Origin of the sequence: Bizionia gelidisalsuginis, assembly GCF_008086185.1 — a bacterium.
Classification (GTDB): Bacteria; Bacteroidota; Bacteroidia; order Flavobacteriales; family Flavobacteriaceae; genus Bizionia; species Bizionia saleffrena.
The window spans coordinates 1-19147 of record NZ_VSKN01000021.1; the positions used below are offsets into that span (position 1 = coordinate 1).

Here is a 19147-nt window from a genome sequence, read left to right on the forward strand (position 1 = left end):
GGAAAGAGATATCTTTGAATATATTGAACTTTGGTATAATAAAAAGAGAAGGCACTCAACACTCAATTATCTGACAATTAAAGAATTTAATAACTTAAAAATTAATTATAAATATGCTGCTTAACTTATACTGCACTTTTTGTTTGCATGTCCAGATCTTCATATTAAAATCACTAAATTAAAAAAAAATAGCCTATGGAAACTAATAGGGATTAACATTTTACTTATTATAACTATCACTTTTATTGGCTCTATCTGGTATTATTATCAACCTGAATTAGTAACTACTAAGATTGGTATTATATTAACTATTTTAGCAATGATTGTCTTTTTAATATCTTATAACAGACAGTTGCCTTTACTTTCTAAGAATAAGACAGAGCCAAATAGTAAGGAATATCTAAAGCAACTTATAAAATTAAAAGAAATACAAATATTTCAACAAACAACAATGTTAAGTGTCTATTTCATAATTCTTTCTTTAGGAATTGGATTATATATTTTTGAGTCTGTTTCAAAAATGACAATTACTTGGGGAGTAATTACCTATGTAATTACAATACTTTGGTTTGCTATAAATTGGTTTTATTTAAGACCTAAAGCAATTAAAAAACAGAACGCTAAACTTAATAAGCTTTTAGTTAAATTTAAGAAATTAAATAATCAAATGATTAGCGAAGTCGAATAGACGGCTCCTTCTATAAATAGGAACGGAGTACCGCCACCACAGTATAAACGGGGCTTTCCCCGATCAAGGTTGGATCAGGCTGTGTAGCGGTTCACAATCGCTCTTTACACTAGTTGAAACTATTCCAGACTTTATGAACGGGCTACAAATTTTATAGGAATTCGATTACCCAATTCGCTAAATCAATGCTCCCATTGTAATCTCCAGAAGGACTGCGATCAGTCCCTCCCAACTTTTAAGACCTATTTGGTATTCTGCCACTCGTTTTTTATTAGTACTATAACTTTGGCTAACGTCTCTATTATACCAACTCTTGGTTATCCTATACATTAGGTGGCTCGTTCAATAAAATGTGTTCCAGATATTTTTTTGGTTTTAACAACAACTTGCCTTTTCGTCACTTCATCGTTTATTCTTTAGTTTAAATCTCTGGATTTAAAAAAAAAGCTCCGCAATTACTTGCGAAGCTATTAATCAACCAACTCAAAACATTAATATATCTATTTATTATTAATTTAAAAGGTTACTGACTGCAGTAGCGCGCTGGGACACATGTGCGTTCAATTCATTTATTGCTACCTGAAAATCTGAACTAGAATTTAGAAATGAATAGCCTTCAATTTCTGAAGTAGCATAAGGCTCAACTAATACAGAATAGGTTGCATATTGCCCTTGAATAGTACCGACATTAAAAGCACCGTCCACAACGTCTTGAACATAGGCATCATATTTCGCTTTGTAAACAGCATCCGCATATAAATAGGATATTAAAGGCCATTGTGTTGCGTTTACATCGGAAAAATCAAGCGCTGGAGAACCTTCCATATTACCCTCCTGAAGGGCTTCATTATTATCCCAAGGAATCCACGTCAATTTGCTATTTTCAAGGTTGTTATGTAAGAAATAATTATGAGACATTCTTCCATAGGTATCCCAATTTTGAATAACCGTATTTGCGCTAAATATTTTAAAAATACATCAGTATCTAAAACAGATTCTAAGTTAGCTCGCCAAGTGATTGCATCGGTTGTTCTTGATCCATCATGTAAAATATCCAATAGCCCTTCAACATCTGAAAAATCTGCTTCATCTTCGTTGGTTTTCTTTACATATTCATTTTCAGCATAACTACCTGCTGCAAAAGTTGCCGCATCACCATCTGGTTTGTATAAATTCCCATTATCATTCGCAAACTGCTCGTCAATAACAGTATCGTCAACCTCTTCAACTAAAGTGTATAGCCCAAAATAAATTGGTCCATCACCGTGGTCTACAGACAAAGTATAAAAGGCCGTATGAGAAACTGCTAATCCAGCATTCTTGAATACATCAGCTGCAACTTTTTCGCGCAACATAGATTTGTCATTATAATTATTTTTTAGGCTCAATTTTTTAAAACCATAAAAACGTTGATTATCGATTTGTGGGTAATCATCTTCAAATTCGTCAAAATCAAGTTTTAACGATAACTTTAAAATCCCTTCTTGCCAGCTCGATTGTAGGCTTGAGTTACCCTTGAAACGAACACCCACTCTGTACCATTCTTTATCTTGATAAAAAACTTCTGCCGGGACAAAAATCGGATTTTTCAGTAGTAATAGAACCTCCTAGAGTGCCTCCTCCCGGAGGACCACCTTGTCCTGTTGCTCCAAAAGCGCCATAAAGATTTGTCATATTATCTAACATACTTTGCCAGCGCGCTTCGGTAATAACTATATCTAACCTTTTTACGGCATTATCCTCAAATACTTCATCGAAATCGGGGTCTCCCGCTTTGCTATGTGTTTGTGTCGTCCAATCAGTAGCTTCAAAATCGGAATCATCTACAGCGTCTTCTTCAATAATTGAAGTAACTTCGTTGTCGTCACTACACGAAGTGACTATGAGTATTGAAGCATTAAATAATAATGCTAGAAATAATGCCTTAGCATATTGTCTGTTTATTTTCATCTGTTTTTAGTTTTATATTCGTCGTTTCTATTTTTATCTTTTAGAGCCTCTTTTTGGCGTTGGTGCTTTTTTAAATTCTTTTTTCGAAATAAAACCATCTTCATCCGTATCAACCTTGTCTAAGTTTTCCTTTAAAGGCCCTTTTACTTCTGTTTTTGCAAGCTTCCCATCTTCATTTTTATCCATTTGCTTTAATAATTGAGCAAATGTAGGAACCTGTTTTCGGTCATTGTTTCTTTGACCTTGTGCGCTAGACTCAGTGGCGAAACCAAGGCAAAATAGTATTGCTACTACTCCTGTTTTTAAATTTATAATCTTCATGATTTTTGTTTTTATGTTATACTTATAAGACCACAAAGTTGGTAAAAAGTTATACACACATATTGGGTTTTCAGCGAATCACCAATTCTTTTAAGCGAAAAATTGGTTTTGGTATGCGCCCCGAGATTATCGTACACCGGACAGCTCGCGCGCTAAAAAGGTCTGCCAGATATTTTATTTACGCTCCGCCGTCCAACACCTATAAGGTTTCTGCTTGTTGAAGCTAAAAAGAGCAAAACGGAATGCCAAATTATTGGCAAAGAGTTACAAACAAAAAAGTCCGCATAAAATTATGCGGACTTTTTTGTTTGTAACGTCTTAAAGACAATGGTTTTATAAAATTTTCAAAACCCCTTAAGTCTGTTTTTCACACTATCGATTAGCGACAACACACTAGTGAATCTCGCAAGAACCGCCTCCTTTTTTAATTCCTAATTTCTGTAAAATAGTTTCTAATAAGCACCATTTTGTAAAGGCAGATTGAATTAAATTTACACCAATAAATACAGTAAACCACATCCAATTTGCATTTACATAAACCGTTAATACAACACTTAATAATACCATTACACCTACAATAACTCTAAAATATGTATTCAACATAACTTACTTTTTTTATTTATAATTTTTTTTCTCTATCATGTAATATACTAAGGGCACAACCAACAAGGTTAATACGGTAGAAACAATAGTTCCTCCCATTAATGAAATTGCTAATCCTTGAAAAATAGGATCAAACAATATTACAAATGCCCCGATAACAACCGTTCCGGCAGTTAATAATATTGGGGTGGTTCTTACTGCTCCAGCTTCAATAGCGGCTTGTTTTAATGGTACACCTTCAGCTGTTCTTAAATTGATAAAATCAATCAACAATACAGAGTTCCTCACCATTATTCCGGCGAGCGCAATCATTCCAATAAACGACGTTGCCGTAAAAAAGGCTCCCATAATCCAGTGTCCTAAAATAATCCCTATTAATGATAATGGTATGGCAACCATCATAACAATTGGTGCTTTAAAATTCTGAAACCACGCGACTATTAAAATATAAATCAAGATTATCGCCCCTAAGAAAGCAATACCCAAATCTCTAAAGACTTCAAGAGTAATTTGCCATTCTCCATCCCATTTTACGGTATAATTATCTTCAAAATCTGGCTGCCCTAAATACATTTCATTAAGAGTATACCCTTTTGGCAATGGTATTTCCTGCAATTTATCTTCCATTCCTAAAATAGCATACGCCGGACTTTCTAACTCTCCAGCCATATCGGCTAACACATATACCACCCGCTTTTGGTTTTTGCGATAAATGCTTTTTGCGGCAATGGTTTGCTTAATATCTACCAAATCCGCTATAGGCACCATCGTGCCCGTTTCCGATTTTATTTTTAATTGTGAAATATCCGAAACAGTCGATTTTTCTTGCTCATCCAATGCTAAAACTAATCCCACTTGATTTGAAGCATCTTCATCGTATAAGCTGGTAATCGCTCTATTAGACAATGCCATATTCATCGTGTACGCAATTTGCTGCGGCGCTACACCATACAACATCGCTTTCTCTTTATTTATATTAAATTGATACTCGACTTGGTCATCTTCTACCATCCAATCTATATCTACCACATCGTCGGTATTATGTAAAATAGTTTGAATACTATTCGCAATCTTTATTTGCTCATTGTAATCAGGCCCATAAACCTCAGCAACAATGGTAGATAATACTGGAGGCCCTGGTGGCACCTCCACCAATTTTACATTAGCATTGTATTTTGATGCAATTTTCTGAATCTCTGGGCGTAGTAGTTTTGCTATATCGTGACTTTGCGCCGTACGGTCCTTTTTATTAATTAAATTAACCTGAATATCTGCCATATTACTGCCCCCACGTAAATCGTAATGGCGCACCAACCCGTTAAACGTAATAGGTGCCGAAGTCCCCACATAGTTTTGATAATTTACTACTTCTGGTCGTGTCGATAAGTACTGAGCAATCTCTTTTGTAACCACTGCTGTACGCTCTAACGTTGTACCTTCAGGCATATCGATAATCACCTGAAATTCATTCTTATTATCAAAAGGCAACATTTTTACTGCCACCGAATTGGTGAAAAATAAAATCATTGTACTTAATAATACTAAGACTGTTCCCCCTAAAAACAACCAGCGCTTTCTTTTACTCTCTAAAAGAGGTCTTTCTATTTTGTTATAAATCTTATAAATAAAGGTCTCTTCTAACGGTTTTTCTCCTTTTTCTTTGCTTCCTTTTTTATCTTTCTGTTTTAAGAAAATATAACCTAAATAAGGGGTAATTGTTAGTGCTACAAACAGCGATAAAATCATCGCAATCGATGCTCCTATTGGCATTGGCGCCATATAAGGCCCCATTAACCCAGACACAAAAGCCATTGGTAATACAGAAGCAATTACAGTAAAAGTGGCTAAAATAGTGGGATTTCCCACCTCATTAATCGCATAAAGAGCGGCCTCTTTAAATGGCAAGCGCTTCATTTTAAAGTGCCTATGCATATTTTCGGCTATAATAATCGAGTCATCCACGACAATACCGGTTACAAACACTAACGCAAAAAGCGTGATTCGGTTTAAAGTATAATCAAGCATATAGTAACTTAACAGCGTTAAAGCAAACGTAATTGGTACCGATAAAAACACGACCAATCCGCCACGCCACCCCATTGCTAGCATTACTACTAGAGTCACCGCAAAGATAGACCCTACTAAGTGTAATAATAGTTCCGAAACTTTTTGCGATGCCGTTTCTCCATAATTTCGGGTAATTTCTACGTGTACATCGTCTGGTATTAAAGTGGTACGCAAATGCTCTACTTTGTCAATGATCACCTCGGCAATTTTCATTGCATCGGCACCTTTGCGTTTCGCGACAGAAAGAGTCACCGCAGGATATTCAGATTTATAATCTAAAGATTTTTCACTCCCCTTTCCAAACCCTAAACTCACATAGTCTTGTGGCACCTCTGGCCCGTCAAAAACCGTAGCCACTTGCTTTAAATAAATGGGTTGATTTTGTTGCACACCAACCACCAGGTTTTCAACATCGCTAGCAGATTCTAAAAACTGACCTGTAGTCACTAAAAACTCTGTGTCACTTTTATCAAAACTACCAGAACTTAATTGGCTATTATTAGCCTTAATCATTTTAGAAACCGATAAGAAATCCAATCCGCTTGACGCCAGTTTATCTTTATCTAAAACCACACGTAATTGACGATCTCGACCTCCAATTTTATGCGTAATCGCCACATCGTTAACCTTTTTAATTTCAGACTCTAGCTCTTGCGCCATTTGGCTTAATTGGTAGTCGCCGTAATTTTCACTCCACAACGTTAAACCCAACATTGGTACATCGTCAATAGCACGCGTTTTAACCAACGGAAACGTAACACCTTCCGGCATTTGGTCCATATGTTTATTAATTTCGTTGTATAATTTTACAAACGAACGTTCAATATCTTCGCCCACATAAAACTGAACGATTACCATTCCTTGCTCTTTCATAGACGTAGAATACACATATTCCACCCCTTTAATATTCGAAATTAATTGCTCTAAGGGCTTAACAACGCGCGATTCTACCTCGGTAGGGCTGGCCCCAGGATACCCCACAAAAATATCGGCCATTGGCACGATTATTTGCGGCTCTTCTTCTCGCGGAATTAAAAACGAACTGTACACCCCAACCACCATAAACACAATCATTAACAGCACTGTAAGCTTAGATTGCATAAAAACTTTGGCAATTTTTCCTGCGATTCCTTCTTTCATATTATTATAATATTTTTGGCGTTTTAACAGGCTATCCGTTACACTCTTTTTTTGCCATTTATGTCAGCAAAAAAAGGAGTTTCACTTCTATCCTTAACGCAACTTTTTAGTTATTGAATTGAAATTTTAACGCCGTTGTAAAGTTTTCCTTCAGCAGAAACAATATAGGCTTCATCTGCATTTAAACCAGATAAAACTTCAACCTGATCGCCATACGTTCTGCCTAAACGCAACCAACGTAGCAACGCCGTATTAGTTTGGCTTACTGTATAAATGCCAGATAATTGTCCCTTCGTTATAATAACTTCGGTTGGAATTAAAACTAATTCTAATTCTGCTTTTCTTTCCACAGGAAACTGAACCGTTGAAAACATTCCAGATAAAATATTAGCCTCGGTTTTATCTAAATCTATTTTTACCAAATATTGTCCTCCGGTGTTTTTAGAAGAAGTACTTACCTCAGCTACATTTCCTATTAAGGTTTTGCCAATTGCTTTTACTAATACAGCAACAGCGGTTCCTTTTACAATTTCAGAAATTTCGGTTTCAGGCACCATTGCCATCACTTCAAAGTTTCCCGGGGTTTCTATACTTAGTAAAGACACTCCTGGATTTGCCATATTTCCAGTCTCCACGTTTTTACTAGTTACAGTACCACCAAAAGGTGCCGTAATATTACTGTACGCTAACTGTGCGTTGATTTCGTTTTTCATTTGGTTTGCCGATTCTAAACGTGCTTTTGCCATTTCAAAATTAGCCGTCATATCCTCCATTTCTTTTTGCGACGCACTATTGTCTGCATACAAATTTTTAAAACGGTTATACTCCTTTTGCGCCGTATTATACCCAACAGTAGCTTGGGTTATCCCCGCGTTTACTTGAGCTCTTTTAGCTTGTAAATCGGCATTACTTATAGAAACTAATAACTGTCCTTTACGTACTGTATCTCCCACATTAACGTGTACTTCTTTAACATACCCCATCATTCTAGTACTTAACTCCGCTCTATTCGAAGCTTGAATTTTTCCGCTAACACTTAAAAACGGATCGTTACCGTTTGCTTTTACTTGATTTACTTTCACTGCAATTGCTGGCGAATTATCGACAACCGCTTTTTGGTCTTCGTTACCACAGCTAGTAATAAATAACGATGCAGCGGTTAGGGTAAATAGGTATATGTAGTTTTTCATTTTAATTAGTTTTGATTTATAGCCAAGAGCTCAAATAACCACCTGATTATATAGCTTTTAAGGCTCTATTCGCTTCTTTTCTTTGTACTTTTATTTTATCGTTTATTCACTCTAAAGCACCTACTCTTTAGTTAAAAATTGTAAATAGGCTTGCGTATAATTATATTCAAAAATTGTTTGGTAATATTCTAATTGCTTTTGTGCGAATTGTGTTTCGGCTAGCAGTAAATCGGAAGTTTTTTCTAAACCTTCTTTAAATCTGTTAGTACGAATTCTTAAGGATTCTTCAGACTGCTCTAAAGCTAAAGTGGTTAGTTTTAATTTATTTTCAGCATCTAAAAAAGCACGTTTTGCTTTGTTTAAATCTAGATTACTTTGCGAAACATAGTGCTGGTATTCTAATTTAGATTTTTCAAACTGTGCTTTACTTTTTTCAACTTTTCCAAAACGTTTTGCTCCTTGAAAAATATCCCACGTTAGTTGTGCTCCAAACAAATAACCATTGGCATCACCTTGAAATACTTTGTCATCATATAACTCGTAACTTCCAAACGCGTTGAGCCGTGGTAAAAACGCCAATTTATCGGCTTTATTCATAGATTCATAAGCATTTGATGCTAATTGCATCGCTTTAATATCTGAGCGGTTTTCAGAAATTATTTTATTTTCTACTGTAAGCTTTGTAACCGCCAAACTATCTATTGGTGTGTACATAACATACGCATCGTCATTCATTAAAAAAGACAAATAATTCGACGCATTTTGCACATTACTTTTAGCATTGTATAATTGATTTTGAACTTCGGTAACGCGCACCTCAACAGTTAATACATCGGCACGTTGCAAATACCCTTGTTTAAAACTGTTATTTGCTAATTTTAAATTGGCATTGGCAGCATCGCGCGCTTTTGCTAAAACATCTACTGCTTTATAAGCGAGTTGTAACTGCATATAGGCTTTCTCGACTTCGAACACCAAATACTCTTGTGTGCGCGTTGTTTTTAAAGACATAGCTTCCATTTTAGACTTGGCGGCTTTACGGTGGTAAATACCGTCTAAATTGATAAGCGGTTGCACAATTTCAAATTTAGTCGTGTAGTTTTCAATTTGTGACGGATTGTTTAACTGCGCCGGATTGAAATCGCTTGAGGTTAAAATCTCCTGATTGAGTTTAGAGCCAAAAGCCATTAAAGGATTTGTAGTGGCCATTGCGGTATGACTTGCGGTAATATTTGGTAAAAACACAGCATTTGTTTGTCGGTACTCTGCTCTAGCGACATTAAATTCCTGTTCAGAAATCTTAATACTATTGTTATTTTCTGACACTTTAGACAAGACTTCTGTTTTTGTTATGGGCACTAGCTCCTGCGCTTGAGAAGAAAATGTTAGCGCAGCCATTAAAAGTGATATATAAAAATGTTTTTTCATTAAGTGGTTGTTTATGTCTATTACAAAGATAGAATTGTTAAAAACAGTAATCAGTAACATAAGTTACCAACTAAGGTAGCCTTTTATAACAAAGTATAGTCCGTTTTTTGGTGATACATAATGTTCTTTTCCAAAACATTACTAGCTCACTTAAAAAAACAACATTTTAAGCAGCTCTTAATTGAATTGATTGATCCAAATCAATTGGTATGCGGACTGTGAGTGTAAACAAAAGGCATTAAAATAATGACCTTGTTATCATCGACGCAAACTAAGGTCTTTTTGAACTGTTTAAATTTCATGAAAAACACTGAGTACCTTTAAAGAAAGGTGTATTTTAAATAACTCTTAAACTAATTACAGTGTTCATTCCTTCCATTTATAATAGTGTTATACACCCCTGACTTAAAAACTGAGGTCTGTTAGTATTGCCATTGTTTTCTATACTTAAACAAATTTTCTTAAATGATTGCGAGAACCACATTCTAAACTTTCAAAGACAGCGGTTAACGACGTGTTTTCTGTAGTATTTATATACTCTTGTAAATATATAATGTCTGAATTTTCTATGGTTGCACCTATGTTAAAGCATTGGTTTCACTTACTGCTCCGTCAAAATCAAATTGATCATAAAATCTTATAAATCCTGAGTTGCAAACTCACCAAAAGACAAAATAGTATACTCAATGTTATACTGAATTAATAAATTTTCAACGGCATTGATATGCGTTTATTCACTATTTTTAATATTATAAAATTGATTTAAAGGCCACAAATCATTTAAATAGGTATAGATATCTCTTGCTAATTTTTATAAATCCTTTCCCCTAATTTCTTTCGAATCGTTTACGAGTAATCTTTCAAATTTTGAATATCTTGTCAAACTAAAATTAAAGTCTTATGATTATTACTGCAGCTTACACCGATCTCTATCAAATCACAATGGCTCAAGTGTATTTTGAAACAAAACCCAATGGACGCGCAGTATTCGATTATTATTATCGACATAACCCCTACTCTAGTGGCTACTCCATTTTTGCAGGACTTGAAGATGTATTAGATATTCTTGAAAATTTAAAATTTTCATCTACCGACCTAGACTATTTAGAGCAACAGGGATTTGAAAAGAACTTTATTAATTACTTAAAGGATTTTCGATTTCGCGGAAACATACGTTCAAGTAATGAAGGCGATGTGGTATTTCCAAACCGTCCTATTTTACAGGTAGAAGCCAACATTATTGAAGCACAGATTATAGAGACCCTTTTGCTGAATATGCTCAATTTTCAGACACTGATTGCCACAAAGGCTAGCAGAATACGACATAGTGCTAAAGATGGTGTTTTATTAGATATGGGCTTGCGTCGCGCGCATGCCACTGGAGGCCATTATGCGTCTAGAGCTGCTGCTATTGGCGGTTTTAACGCTACAAGTAATGTAAAGGCAGCCGAAGATTATAATATTCCATCTTCAGGCACTATGGCACACTCATTTATACAAAGTTATGAAAACGAATTACAAGCATTTCGTGATTTCGCAAAGGTGCGACCAGAAAATTGTGTGCTCTTATTAGACACCTATAATACGCTGCAAAGCGGACTACCAAATGCCATTACGGTAGCCAAAGAAATGGAACGTAGAGGAGAGCAGTTGTTAGGAGTGCGTTTAGATAGTGGCGATTTAGCATATTTATCTAAAAAAACGCGCGCAATACTAAACGACGCCAATTTGGATTATGTAAAAATTGCCGCTTCGAACCAATTAGACGAGTTTGTAATAAAAAGTCTAAAAGAACAAGGGGCTCCCATTGATATCTTTGGCGTTGGTACAAATCTTGTCACAGGAAAACCAGATGCCGCATTGGGCGGCGTCTATAAATTAGTAGAATATAACGATACACCGAGAATCAAGCTATCTGAAGACCTCATTAAGGTCTCCTTGCCCTATAAAAAGCAAGTGTACAGAATGCTAGACAGCGACGGGAATTTTTATGGTGCAGATGCAGTAGCCCTGTTTACTGAAGACAATATAACGCAAATGGAACATCCTTTTGATGCTACAAAAATTTTAGACCTCAGCTCTTTTAAATATGAGTCTTTGCTTAAAATGGTGATGGAGAATGGCGAAAGAGCAGTACCACCGCGCTCCGTTACCGAAATTGCTGAATATTCCAAATCGAGATTAGAGAAACTTCCTGAAGAGTACAAACGGTTTCAAAATCCGCATATCTACAAAATAGGTCTCAGCAGTCAACTAAAACAAGAACGCGATAAATTAGTTCGAAAACATAAAATTTAAGATCGAAGTAATTAAACCTTCAAGACCAAAACAGTTTCACAAATTATTTCAAAATAAAAAAGGCTCTCTATGAAAACACTACTAATAATTGATGTGCAAAACGACTTTATGCCAAGCGGATCTCTATCGGTTCCTTTTGGAGACACGATTGTGCCTGTAATTAATAGCATACAAACTAAATTTGATTTGATAATCGCTTCGCAAGATTGGCATCCAGCAAATCATATAAGTTTTGCCGCAAATCACAAAGGAAAATCCGACTTTGATAAAATAGAATTACAGGGAAAGACTCAAACCTTATGGCCAGAGCATTGCGTGCAAGGAACAGTGGGTGCTGAATTTCATCCTGATTTAGATTCTAATAAATTTGAAGCTATTTTTAGAAAAGGCACAGATAAAGAGATGGATAGCTACAGTGCATTTTATGACAACGGACATTTAAAATCCACAGGTTTATCAGGTTATTTAAAGGAAAAGGGAACGACAAAACTTTATTTATGCGGTTTAGCCGCAGATATTTGTGTTTACTTCTCGGCTTTTGATGCGTCTAAAGAAGGCTTTACCTGTTTTTTTATTGAGGATGCCTCTAAAGCAATAGATGAGAAAGCATTTATAGAAATTAAGGATAAGATGACCACAATGGGAATCAAAATGGTAACCTCAAAATCTATTTAGAACTCATTTTAAAATTCATTTAGTGTTATTCCAGATTAAAATAAACTGTTAATTAAGAAATTAATCTTATACTAATAAGTATATAACAATAATGAAATAATAAGTGCAGACAAATATTTTAAACGGCTTTTCTGGTGCCACCGTGACCTCCCGCAACAATAAACATTATTTTTATACTTAAATAAATGAATTTAAAAAACTGAATGATGGGATTTGTCATTTTAAATCTCTGATATCCTGATATTCTTTCTGTCATAATATATTTTGTTCAGAAATCAACTTTATATAGATTGATTTCTATTTATGAATTAGCTTTTAATAGCTCCTTATTTTTTTTAAATATTAACTTCTTTAGGATTGGCTCCTATTCAGGAATCAACCACCAAAATGGGCGCATTTTAGCTTTGTAGATAAACGCATAATGTAACGCTAACTTTAACCAGTGTCCTGCAAGACCTATATCTCCGAAGGTTTTGCCTAAGTGTCTACCTTGAGTTTTTGGGTATTTCTCGTAATCTGGCACAATTGGAAACGTAGTAATACTAACGCCACTTCCCTTCATTATACCGAAACCTGCAGAAGCAATACAAGCCGCTCCCATATTTCCCATAGAGCCTTTATTATGTAAAGATTCTTTTCCGTTTTTAATAGAATCTATAATGTTTTCTGCAACCAATTTTGCCGTTATACCAGAAGGCATTCCTGTTCTTGGTGGAGCGGGTGTTATATCTGTTCCATTTTTACTGATTCTTGGTTTTGAAATGGAATGAGGTGGTGCAAAAGCAATTCCAGGAGCAAAAATATTTTTATAATTGGGATTTTGATATGTTTCTGGCCAATCTTTTACAGACCATTCTTCGTAAGGTTTTTGAGTATAATCTGCATCAACAATCATAAAACCTTTAAATAATTTTTCGGTAATATCATTCTCATTTTTATCATAAGCCTTAAAACCGTGACCCGAAAAAGAAGGAATAAGCATTGCAAAATCGTAAGATTCCGTTTTATATTCTCCATCAAGATTCTCGTAATGGGCTATACCCTCTTCAATTTTATTAACTGCTGCTCCTGTTATCCATTTAATACCTCTATCTTCAAATATCATTTCTACGAGCTCATTCGATTTCATTGTCATACTTCCATAACTTAAAAGCATACCATCCATCCCAAAATCGCCTAATTTATATTCGTTTGCAATCCAAGTAATCTCAGCCATATCACGAACATTATGGCGATGTAATTCGTGTTCAACATTTAGAATATACTCGAACGCGGCACCTTGACAGGTAGATTTTGCGTGCCCCGTACCAATTAATATTTTGGCTTTTTTACCTTTTTTCATATCTTGAATTAAGGCGTTTAAAGCTTCCCAAGCGTGGTCTGCGTGTGTATAGGTGCAAACAGAATACGCCTTGTTTTTTCCTGGAATTAAACCTTCCGTTCCTTCAAAATTTAGCTTTGGTCCCGTTGCATTAATTAAATAATCGTAAGTCACTTTTTCTTGTTGCCCTTTCTTATCTCCCACTACAAATTCCGATAACACATACGGTTTGTGTTCGTGTTTATCTCCTTCAGGAAAAAACGAAATTGCTTTTGCTTGTTTAAAGCCAATACCCTTCTTTTTGTACAAAGGTGCTAAAGGAAATAGAATTTTTTCAGATTTCATTCTACCAATTCCTACCCAAATATTAGAGGGTATCCACTGGTAATTACTGTTGGGAGAAACCACGACAACTTTATGGTTTTTAGATAATTTTCTTCTTAAATGTGAAGCGGCAACGTGACCAGAAATTCCGGCTCCCAAAATAACGATTTTAGACATAGTAGTTTATTTTAACTAAATATACTTATAATTAGTGTAATACACAGCTACTTTTGTTACACAAGTACTTAATTCCGTTTATATAGAACTCCAACAACCAAAATATTAAGTATAAAAGCGGCAGAGTGATGGACTAAAACGGCATAACAACGCTAAAAGTATTAATTGTAATTAGTAAACATTCTTTTATATGAATTACTTATCGAAAGTAACATTCCAAAGACCTCTAACTTCATTTACTCCATAACCAATAGCCTTATCATTGGGGTATAGCTCTCTTATTTTTTTTAGTATTGGCGTTTTTATATCATCAGTGGGTTTTCCGTGGCATTGTAAACACATAACGTTTGTAGTAATAGGATAAAACACTTGTATCGAATTTTCAAGCTCGGCAACAATGGGCACCGGTTCTTTATGATTCTTTATATCGTTTTTAAACGCATTTATATACTCTAATTCCTTGCCTCGAGTTCTGTTTTTTTCATTTCTTGGTTTATCAGAGACGCGTTTAATACTCGCATTATATACTACAGACATACTATCGGTTAATGGATAGGCTTGTTCATTGCAAAATGCTAGAGCTTCAATAGTTCCTTTGCGTTGGATAGTTCCCATTAAATTCTTTCCCAAAACCGCTTTGGTCGCTAAAGCATATTTTAAACCTCGTTCTCCATAAGGTAACGTATCAAAATTCTCTTTTAATTTGTGTTTTGAAGGCTTTTGGTCGTTTGCCTGCATTCTTTTCCCTTCTCTATTTCTACCGCCTTCATTTCTTGATTTGTTTCCTTTTTTTTCACCTTTAAAATGCTCTTGAAACCATTCTGGCACATCGATATCAAAATCATACATATACTCTGCTATCTGCTTAATAGTTTCCTCAGGGAATACTTGTTTTGGCATCACGCCAAATCGCTTAACGGCACCGAACATTTTAGCCTCCTTTTCGTTAGGATTTTTAATCCAAGCTTGTAGCGCTTTAGTAAAATCTTCTTTTGTAGTTTCAGGCGATAAATAGTGCCTTTTAATAGCAATCATTGGGGGACCAACTCTATCTTTTTGGCTCGCCGACGGACTATGGCATACGTAGCAATTGGTTTCCATTAACTTTTTACCCGGATGATTTTCGGCTTCCATTTGTTTTTCAAAAACAGTAAGTTCTTCTTTTTTAGAATCTTTACAACCTAAAAATAACGCTATAAAGGCTGTAATAATGATATATTTTTTCATATTATTTCTGTTTGTTATTGAAAATAGAGATTTATCAAATAGCGCGAATAATCTATATTAGATTCAAAAAATTGCCAGTCGCACAACTCACAAACGACTTCGCTTTAGAGCTCAAACTATTATTGTTTTCTATAGATGGATAGCCTAGAATTTTAAGCGTCTCTATTATTACTAAAGCATCTTCGTCTTTTAGGTAATTAAAGAATACTTTACTCTAGTCGATTACAATATCAATATACGAAATCGTTTTAATATCAGACAGTTTTATAGTTATTGTATTCGCTCAACCACCACATTTTAAATTTTATACTAGTAGTGATGTTCTCATTTTTTGCTTTATTTAGTAATTTGTTATTCCTCCTTTAAGATCGTACACTTGGGTAAACCCCATCGCTTCAATTTTTACTGAAGCTTGCTTGCTTCTACTTCCGCTCCTACAATATACGTAAACAGGTGAATCTGTATTAAGTTTAATAAACTCTGCAGAAAATTTTCCGGAAAAGAAATCTATATTTTTAGCGCCTTTTATATGTCCTGATTTAAATTCATTAGGAGTTCTAACATCTATTAATTGAATGTTTTTGTTTTCTGTTTGCGCTCTAAAGTCATAAGAAGAAAGTACCTTAATAACGTCGCTTTCAACTGTTTTGGAACCGAATAGTGTTTTAAAAAATGACATAAACTAAATGTGTTTTTATATAATTATTTATAGATTATAAATTTATACTATTCATTACTTCTAGTTCGTAACCTAAGTTACACTTGGAAAACTACAGGCATTAGAGCTTATAAGTTTTAACAATACTTTAAAGTAGATTGGTTCGCTATGTTGCGAACTAATTATATATTTGTTACTACAAAAACAAATGATAACTATGAAAATAAAATTAATAGTAATAGCAGTCATCGCTTTTACGGCATTTAGCTGTAACTCGACAAAACAGTCTCACGAAAATATGTTGACAGAAAAAGAGAGCACAACGCTCACCGAAACCTCGTGGGAGTTGTCTAAACTAGAAGACAAAATTATAGAGCAATCCCAATTAAACGGGGATAAAATTAGCTTTACTCTAAACGGCACAGACAATACCATTACAGGATATTCTGGTTGTAATTTCTTTAAAGGAACCTATACGGTTACAGATAATGGAATCATTTCATTTTCACCGTTAGCGTCAACCCGTAAGGCGTGTCCCGATGCTATTATTAACGCGTCGCATTTATTTAAAGTTTTCAATTTAGCACATAATTTCACACTTTCTGGAGACACTTTAACGCTTGAAACAACAAAAAAAGCCGTTTTAGCCGTTTTTACATCCTCTAAAATAGTACATAACCCCATAACAGAAAAATACTGGAAACTTAAAACACTACAAGGTAAAGCCGTTGTAATGGCAGAAAATCAAGAACGTGAAATCTATTTTACACTTAAAACAGAAGAACACCGTATTCAAGGTTTTGCCGGTTGCAACACATTCTCAGGAAGCTATACTCTAGAAAAGGGAAACAAAATTAGCTTTAAGCACTTAGCAACAACTCTAAAAATGTGTCAAGACGTCGCCGTTAATGAAACCGACGTATTAAGCGTTTTCAATACCGCAAATAACTATACCATTACTGGCGATACTTTAATCTTAAATAGCGGAGATAAAATTTCTTTGGCTGTTTTTGAAGCGATATATTTTTAAAAAATACTAATTTAATAAAAAAACACATTATGGATACTTCAAAATTTTTCGATTTAAAAGGTAAAACCGCAATTGTTACAGGTGCTGCAGCAGGTATTGGTAAAGCAAGCTGCGAGGTACTTTCTGCTTACGGTGCTAATGTTGTCGTTTCAGATTATAATTTAGAAGCTGCTCAACAAACAGCAGATGCCATTAATAAATCTGGCGGTACAGCCATTGCTGTAGATTGCGACGTTACTAAAGACGATGCGCTAGTAAATTTAATAGATAAAACGGTTGCCGAGTTTGGTGGTCTTCACATACTAGTCAACAATGTTGGTGGCGGTCGCGCCGGAAAAGAAAGCCCAAGTGAGATTACCCTAGACCAATTTAAACACGTTTACGACATGAATGTTTTTAGTATGTGGCGTTTGTGCCAGTTGGCTGCGCCACATATGAAAACAGCAGGTTACGGCAGCATTATTAATATGTCGTCTATGGCTTCCATTAACAAAAGTGAAGCCATTAGCGCTTATGCCTCGTCTAAAGCTGCAATTAACCATATGACGCGTAATTTAGCGTTCGATTTCGGACCAGAAATACGTATCAACGCTATTGGCCCCGGTGCTGTTCGTACACACTCTTTAAGTACGGTTTTAACACCAGAAATAGAAAAAGTAATGCTTAAGCACACGCCGTTACAACGATTAGGAGAAGTGGAAGATATTGCAGGAGCGGCATTGTATTTTGCAGCTCCAATTTCAAGCTGGACAAGTGGACAGATTCTGTTTGTTAATGGTGGCGGTGAGCAAACATTAAGCTAAATTTAAAATCTGAGAATAAGAATACAAGCAGGTGCTTTCAAATTACTATTTGATGCACCTGTTTTTTTTTGCCCATTTTATACACTTCGGAAGGATCTCGTAAACCCTTCATATTAAAAACTATTTTCATAATTTTGATGTGTAATTTGTAATGCCTAAAACATTTAAGAATGACTCGTGATAATGAAGAATTAAAAGAACGTATAAAAGAACTAACGTGTCTTTATGAAATATCGTCGATAATATCGAATACCAATTATAAAGAAATAGAAGATACGCTACAGGCCATTGCCATTTGCTTAAAAAAAGGATTTCAATTCCCTGGCCGCATAGAAATTGAAATCGACACATTAAATCTTTACGTAAAAACAGGACCTTTAACGAGTACTAATAAAATTGCGGTTTCTATTAGAATATTTAATGAAGCAAACGGACAGGTTTCTGCCTTTTTAATAGATTCGGATGAGGAGTTTTTAATTGAAGAAAAAGCGCTTTTAGATAACGTTGCCATTAAAATTGGAAATATTCTAGAGCGTATCGCTTTAAAAAAAAATGAAGAAGTATTAAATAGTCGAATTGAACGTGCCGACCGTTTAAATATTTTGGGAGAACTTACCGCAGGCATTGCCCACGAGTTGAATACACCGTTGGCTAATATTTTAGGATTTGCTGAATTATTGGAAGAAAAAATGACGGATGCTAACGCCAAAGTCGATCTACAAAAAATAATAAATAATGCTATTTTCTCTCGAGAAGTGGTTAAGAACTTAATGTTTTTTGCCTGCGAAATGCCTCAAGAAATGAAAAAAGTAAACATTGTCCCTATAATAAACAATGCTATTAATTTGCTTCAGCCGTCTTTTAAGAAAAAAAATTTGCGGTATATCGCAAAAATTGAACAAGAGGAGCTATTATTAAGAGCAGATTCCATTCAGTTAACACAAATTATTTTCAACTTATTAATTAACGCTATTTATTTCACTCCCGAGAAAGGCTTAATTACAATAAAAGCCAGCCAGACAGAGAAGGAAATGAAGATTATCATTAAAGATGAAGGTCACGGATTTACGAAAGATACAATTGGTAAAATCTTTCAACCCTTTTTTACCACAAAACCTACTGGCGAAGGTTCAGGAATGGGACTTAGTGTGGTACACGGTATTGTAAAAAGCCACAAAGGGACTATTGTAGCTAAAAACAATCTTAAAAAAGGAGCAGTCTTTATTATTAAAATTCCGAAATTATAA

At 35.0% G+C, this 19147-nt stretch carries 18 protein-coding genes and 1 pseudogene; 7 read left to right on the plus strand and 12 right to left on the minus strand.

Features of this window, described 5'->3' with window-relative positions; all coding sequences use genetic code 11:
* A partial coding sequence (locus ES677_RS15890; protein ID WP_394349293.1) for an IS3 family transposase occupies window positions 1-124 on the plus strand: 124 nt, incomplete at its 5' end.
* 15 nt (window positions 125-139) lie between these two features.
* Entirely contained in the window at window positions 140-688 is a 549-nt protein-coding gene (locus tag ES677_RS12570) for a hypothetical protein (protein WP_246124541.1), read from the plus strand.
* Between the two features lie 510 nt (window positions 689-1198).
* Here the strand turns inward: ES677_RS12570 and ES677_RS15895 are convergent.
* From ES677_RS15895 to ES677_RS15900, 8 genes and pseudogenes are all read right to left on the minus strand, one after another.
* Window positions 1199-2220: pseudogene (locus ES677_RS15895) on the minus strand (CotH kinase family protein).
* Window positions 2221-2233: 13 nt separating this feature from the next.
* The gene (locus ES677_RS15715) at window positions 2234-2638 is read right to left on the minus strand and encodes a hypothetical protein (protein WP_246124546.1); all 405 of its coding nucleotides are present in this window, start codon (window positions 2636-2638) and stop codon (window positions 2234-2236) included.
* A gap of 33 nt (window positions 2639-2671) precedes the next feature.
* The gene (locus ES677_RS12580) at window positions 2672-2959 is read right to left on the minus strand and encodes an EF-hand domain-containing protein (protein WP_148381429.1); all 288 of its coding nucleotides are present in this window, start codon (window positions 2957-2959) and stop codon (window positions 2672-2674) included.
* A gap of 393 nt (window positions 2960-3352) precedes the next feature.
* A complete protein-coding gene (locus tag ES677_RS12585) occupies window positions 3353-3562 on the minus strand; it encodes a YgaP family membrane protein (protein ID WP_148381430.1) in 210 nt (69 codons plus the stop codon).
* 12 nt (window positions 3563-3574) lie between these two features.
* Window positions 3575-6769: an efflux RND transporter permease subunit gene (locus ES677_RS12590; RefSeq protein WP_148381431.1), complete on the minus strand. Its 3195-nt coding sequence runs from the start codon at window positions 6767-6769 to the stop codon at window positions 3575-3577.
* Between the two features lie 110 nt (window positions 6770-6879).
* On the minus strand, window positions 6880-7959 hold the full coding sequence (locus ES677_RS12595) for an efflux RND transporter periplasmic adaptor subunit (protein WP_148368257.1): 1080 nt from the start codon (window positions 7957-7959) through the stop codon (window positions 6880-6882).
* Between the two features lie 120 nt (window positions 7960-8079).
* Window positions 8080-9387, minus strand: coding sequence for a TolC family protein (locus tag ES677_RS12600; protein ID WP_148381432.1), 1308 nt, complete (start codon window positions 9385-9387; stop codon window positions 8080-8082).
* Window positions 9388-9834: 447 nt separating this feature from the next.
* A complete protein-coding gene (locus ES677_RS15900) occupies window positions 9835-9969 on the minus strand; it encodes a DUF2202 domain-containing protein (RefSeq protein ID WP_148368305.1) in 135 nt (44 codons plus the stop codon).
* A 318-nt stretch (window positions 9970-10287) separates the two neighbouring features.
* Here ES677_RS15900 and ES677_RS12610 point away from each other — a divergent pair, with 318 nt between their 5' ends.
* Both ES677_RS12610 and pncA read left to right on the plus strand, forming a co-directional pair.
* Complete coding sequence (locus ES677_RS12610) at window positions 10288-11685, plus strand: nicotinate phosphoribosyltransferase (protein ID WP_148381433.1); 1398 nt, start codon at window positions 10288-10290, stop codon at window positions 11683-11685.
* Window positions 11686-11754: 69 nt separating this feature from the next.
* Window positions 11755-12360, plus strand: a complete 606-nt coding sequence (gene pncA, locus ES677_RS12615; protein WP_148368260.1) for a bifunctional nicotinamidase/pyrazinamidase — start codon at window positions 11755-11757, stop codon at window positions 12358-12360.
* Between the two features lie 118 nt (window positions 12361-12478).
* On the opposite strand, the gene ES677_RS15335 is transcribed toward pncA, so the two are convergent.
* From ES677_RS15335 to ES677_RS12635, 4 genes are all read right to left on the minus strand, one after another.
* Window positions 12479-12616 carry a hypothetical protein gene (locus tag ES677_RS15335; RefSeq protein WP_170234401.1) on the minus strand — a complete coding sequence of 46 codons (138 nt, stop codon included), beginning with the start codon at window positions 12614-12616 and terminating at the stop codon, window positions 12479-12481.
* A 108-nt stretch (window positions 12617-12724) separates the two neighbouring features.
* On the minus strand, window positions 12725-14182 hold the full coding sequence (locus ES677_RS12620) for an NAD(P)/FAD-dependent oxidoreductase (RefSeq protein WP_148368261.1): 1458 nt from the start codon (window positions 14180-14182) through the stop codon (window positions 12725-12727).
* Between the two features lie 195 nt (window positions 14183-14377).
* Entirely contained in the window at window positions 14378-15409 is a 1032-nt protein-coding gene (locus tag ES677_RS12625) for a c-type heme family protein (RefSeq protein WP_148368262.1), read from the minus strand.
* A 340-nt stretch (window positions 15410-15749) separates the two neighbouring features.
* Window positions 15750-16088, minus strand: coding sequence for a rhodanese-like domain-containing protein (locus ES677_RS12635; protein ID WP_148368263.1), 339 nt, complete (start codon window positions 16086-16088; stop codon window positions 15750-15752).
* Between the two features lie 196 nt (window positions 16089-16284).
* Here ES677_RS12635 and ES677_RS12640 point away from each other — a divergent pair, with 196 nt between their 5' ends.
* The 3 genes from ES677_RS12640 to ES677_RS12650 all read left to right on the plus strand — a co-directional run bounded on the left by ES677_RS12640 (window position 16285) and on the right by ES677_RS12650 (window position 19147).
* Window positions 16285-17097: an META domain-containing protein gene (locus ES677_RS12640; protein ID WP_148381434.1), complete on the plus strand. Its 813-nt coding sequence runs from the start codon at window positions 16285-16287 to the stop codon at window positions 17095-17097.
* Window positions 17098-17126: 29 nt separating this feature from the next.
* Window positions 17127-17900: a glucose 1-dehydrogenase gene (locus tag ES677_RS12645; RefSeq protein WP_148381435.1), complete on the plus strand. Its 774-nt coding sequence runs from the start codon at window positions 17127-17129 to the stop codon at window positions 17898-17900.
* Between the two features lie 170 nt (window positions 17901-18070).
* Window positions 18071-19147 carry a sensor histidine kinase gene (locus ES677_RS12650; protein ID WP_148381436.1) on the plus strand — a complete coding sequence of 359 codons (1077 nt, stop codon included), beginning with the start codon at window positions 18071-18073 and terminating at the stop codon, window positions 19145-19147.

What these genes read in the sequence shown, in the direction of transcription:
- ES677_RS12625 (WP_148368262.1), bottom strand. Translation starts at nt 15,409, where the DNA reads ATGAAAAAATATATCATTATTACAGCCTTTATAGCGTTATTTTTAGGT.
- ES677_RS12645 (WP_148381435.1), top strand. Translation starts at nt 17,127, where the DNA reads ATGGATACTTCAAAATTTTTCGATTTAAAAGGTAAAACCGCAATTGTT.
- ES677_RS12585 (WP_148381430.1), bottom strand. Translation starts at nt 3,562, where the DNA reads ATGTTGAATACATATTTTAGAGTTATTGTAGGTGTAATGGTATTATTA.
- pncA (WP_148368260.1), top strand. Translation starts at nt 11,755, where the DNA reads ATGAAAACACTACTAATAATTGATGTGCAAAACGACTTTATGCCAAGC.
- ES677_RS12590 (WP_148381431.1), bottom strand. Translation starts at nt 6,769, where the DNA reads ATGAAAGAAGGAATCGCAGGAAAAATTGCCAAAGTTTTTATGCAATCT.
- ES677_RS15335 (WP_170234401.1), bottom strand. Translation starts at nt 12,616, where the DNA reads ATGACAGAAAGAATATCAGGATATCAGAGATTTAAAATGACAAATCCC.
- ES677_RS12640 (WP_148381434.1), top strand. Translation starts at nt 16,285, where the DNA reads ATGAAAATAAAATTAATAGTAATAGCAGTCATCGCTTTTACGGCATTT.
- ES677_RS12610 (WP_148381433.1), top strand. Translation starts at nt 10,288, where the DNA reads ATGATTATTACTGCAGCTTACACCGATCTCTATCAAATCACAATGGCT.
- ES677_RS12650 (WP_148381436.1), top strand. Translation starts at nt 18,071, where the DNA reads ATGACTCGTGATAATGAAGAATTAAAAGAACGTATAAAAGAACTAACG.
- ES677_RS12600 (WP_148381432.1), bottom strand. Translation starts at nt 9,387, where the DNA reads ATGAAAAAACATTTTTATATATCACTTTTAATGGCTGCGCTAACATTT.
- ES677_RS15715 (WP_246124546.1), bottom strand. Translation starts at nt 2,638, where the DNA reads ATGAAAATAAACAGACAATATGCTAAGGCATTATTTCTAGCATTATTA.
- ES677_RS12635 (WP_148368263.1), bottom strand. Translation starts at nt 16,088, where the DNA reads ATGTCATTTTTTAAAACACTATTCGGTTCCAAAACAGTTGAAAGCGAC.
- ES677_RS12580 (WP_148381429.1), bottom strand. Translation starts at nt 2,959, where the DNA reads ATGAAGATTATAAATTTAAAAACAGGAGTAGTAGCAATACTATTTTGC.
- ES677_RS12595 (WP_148368257.1), bottom strand. Translation starts at nt 7,959, where the DNA reads ATGAAAAACTACATATACCTATTTACCCTAACCGCTGCATCGTTATTT.
- ES677_RS12620 (WP_148368261.1), bottom strand. Translation starts at nt 14,182, where the DNA reads ATGTCTAAAATCGTTATTTTGGGAGCCGGAATTTCTGGTCACGTTGCC.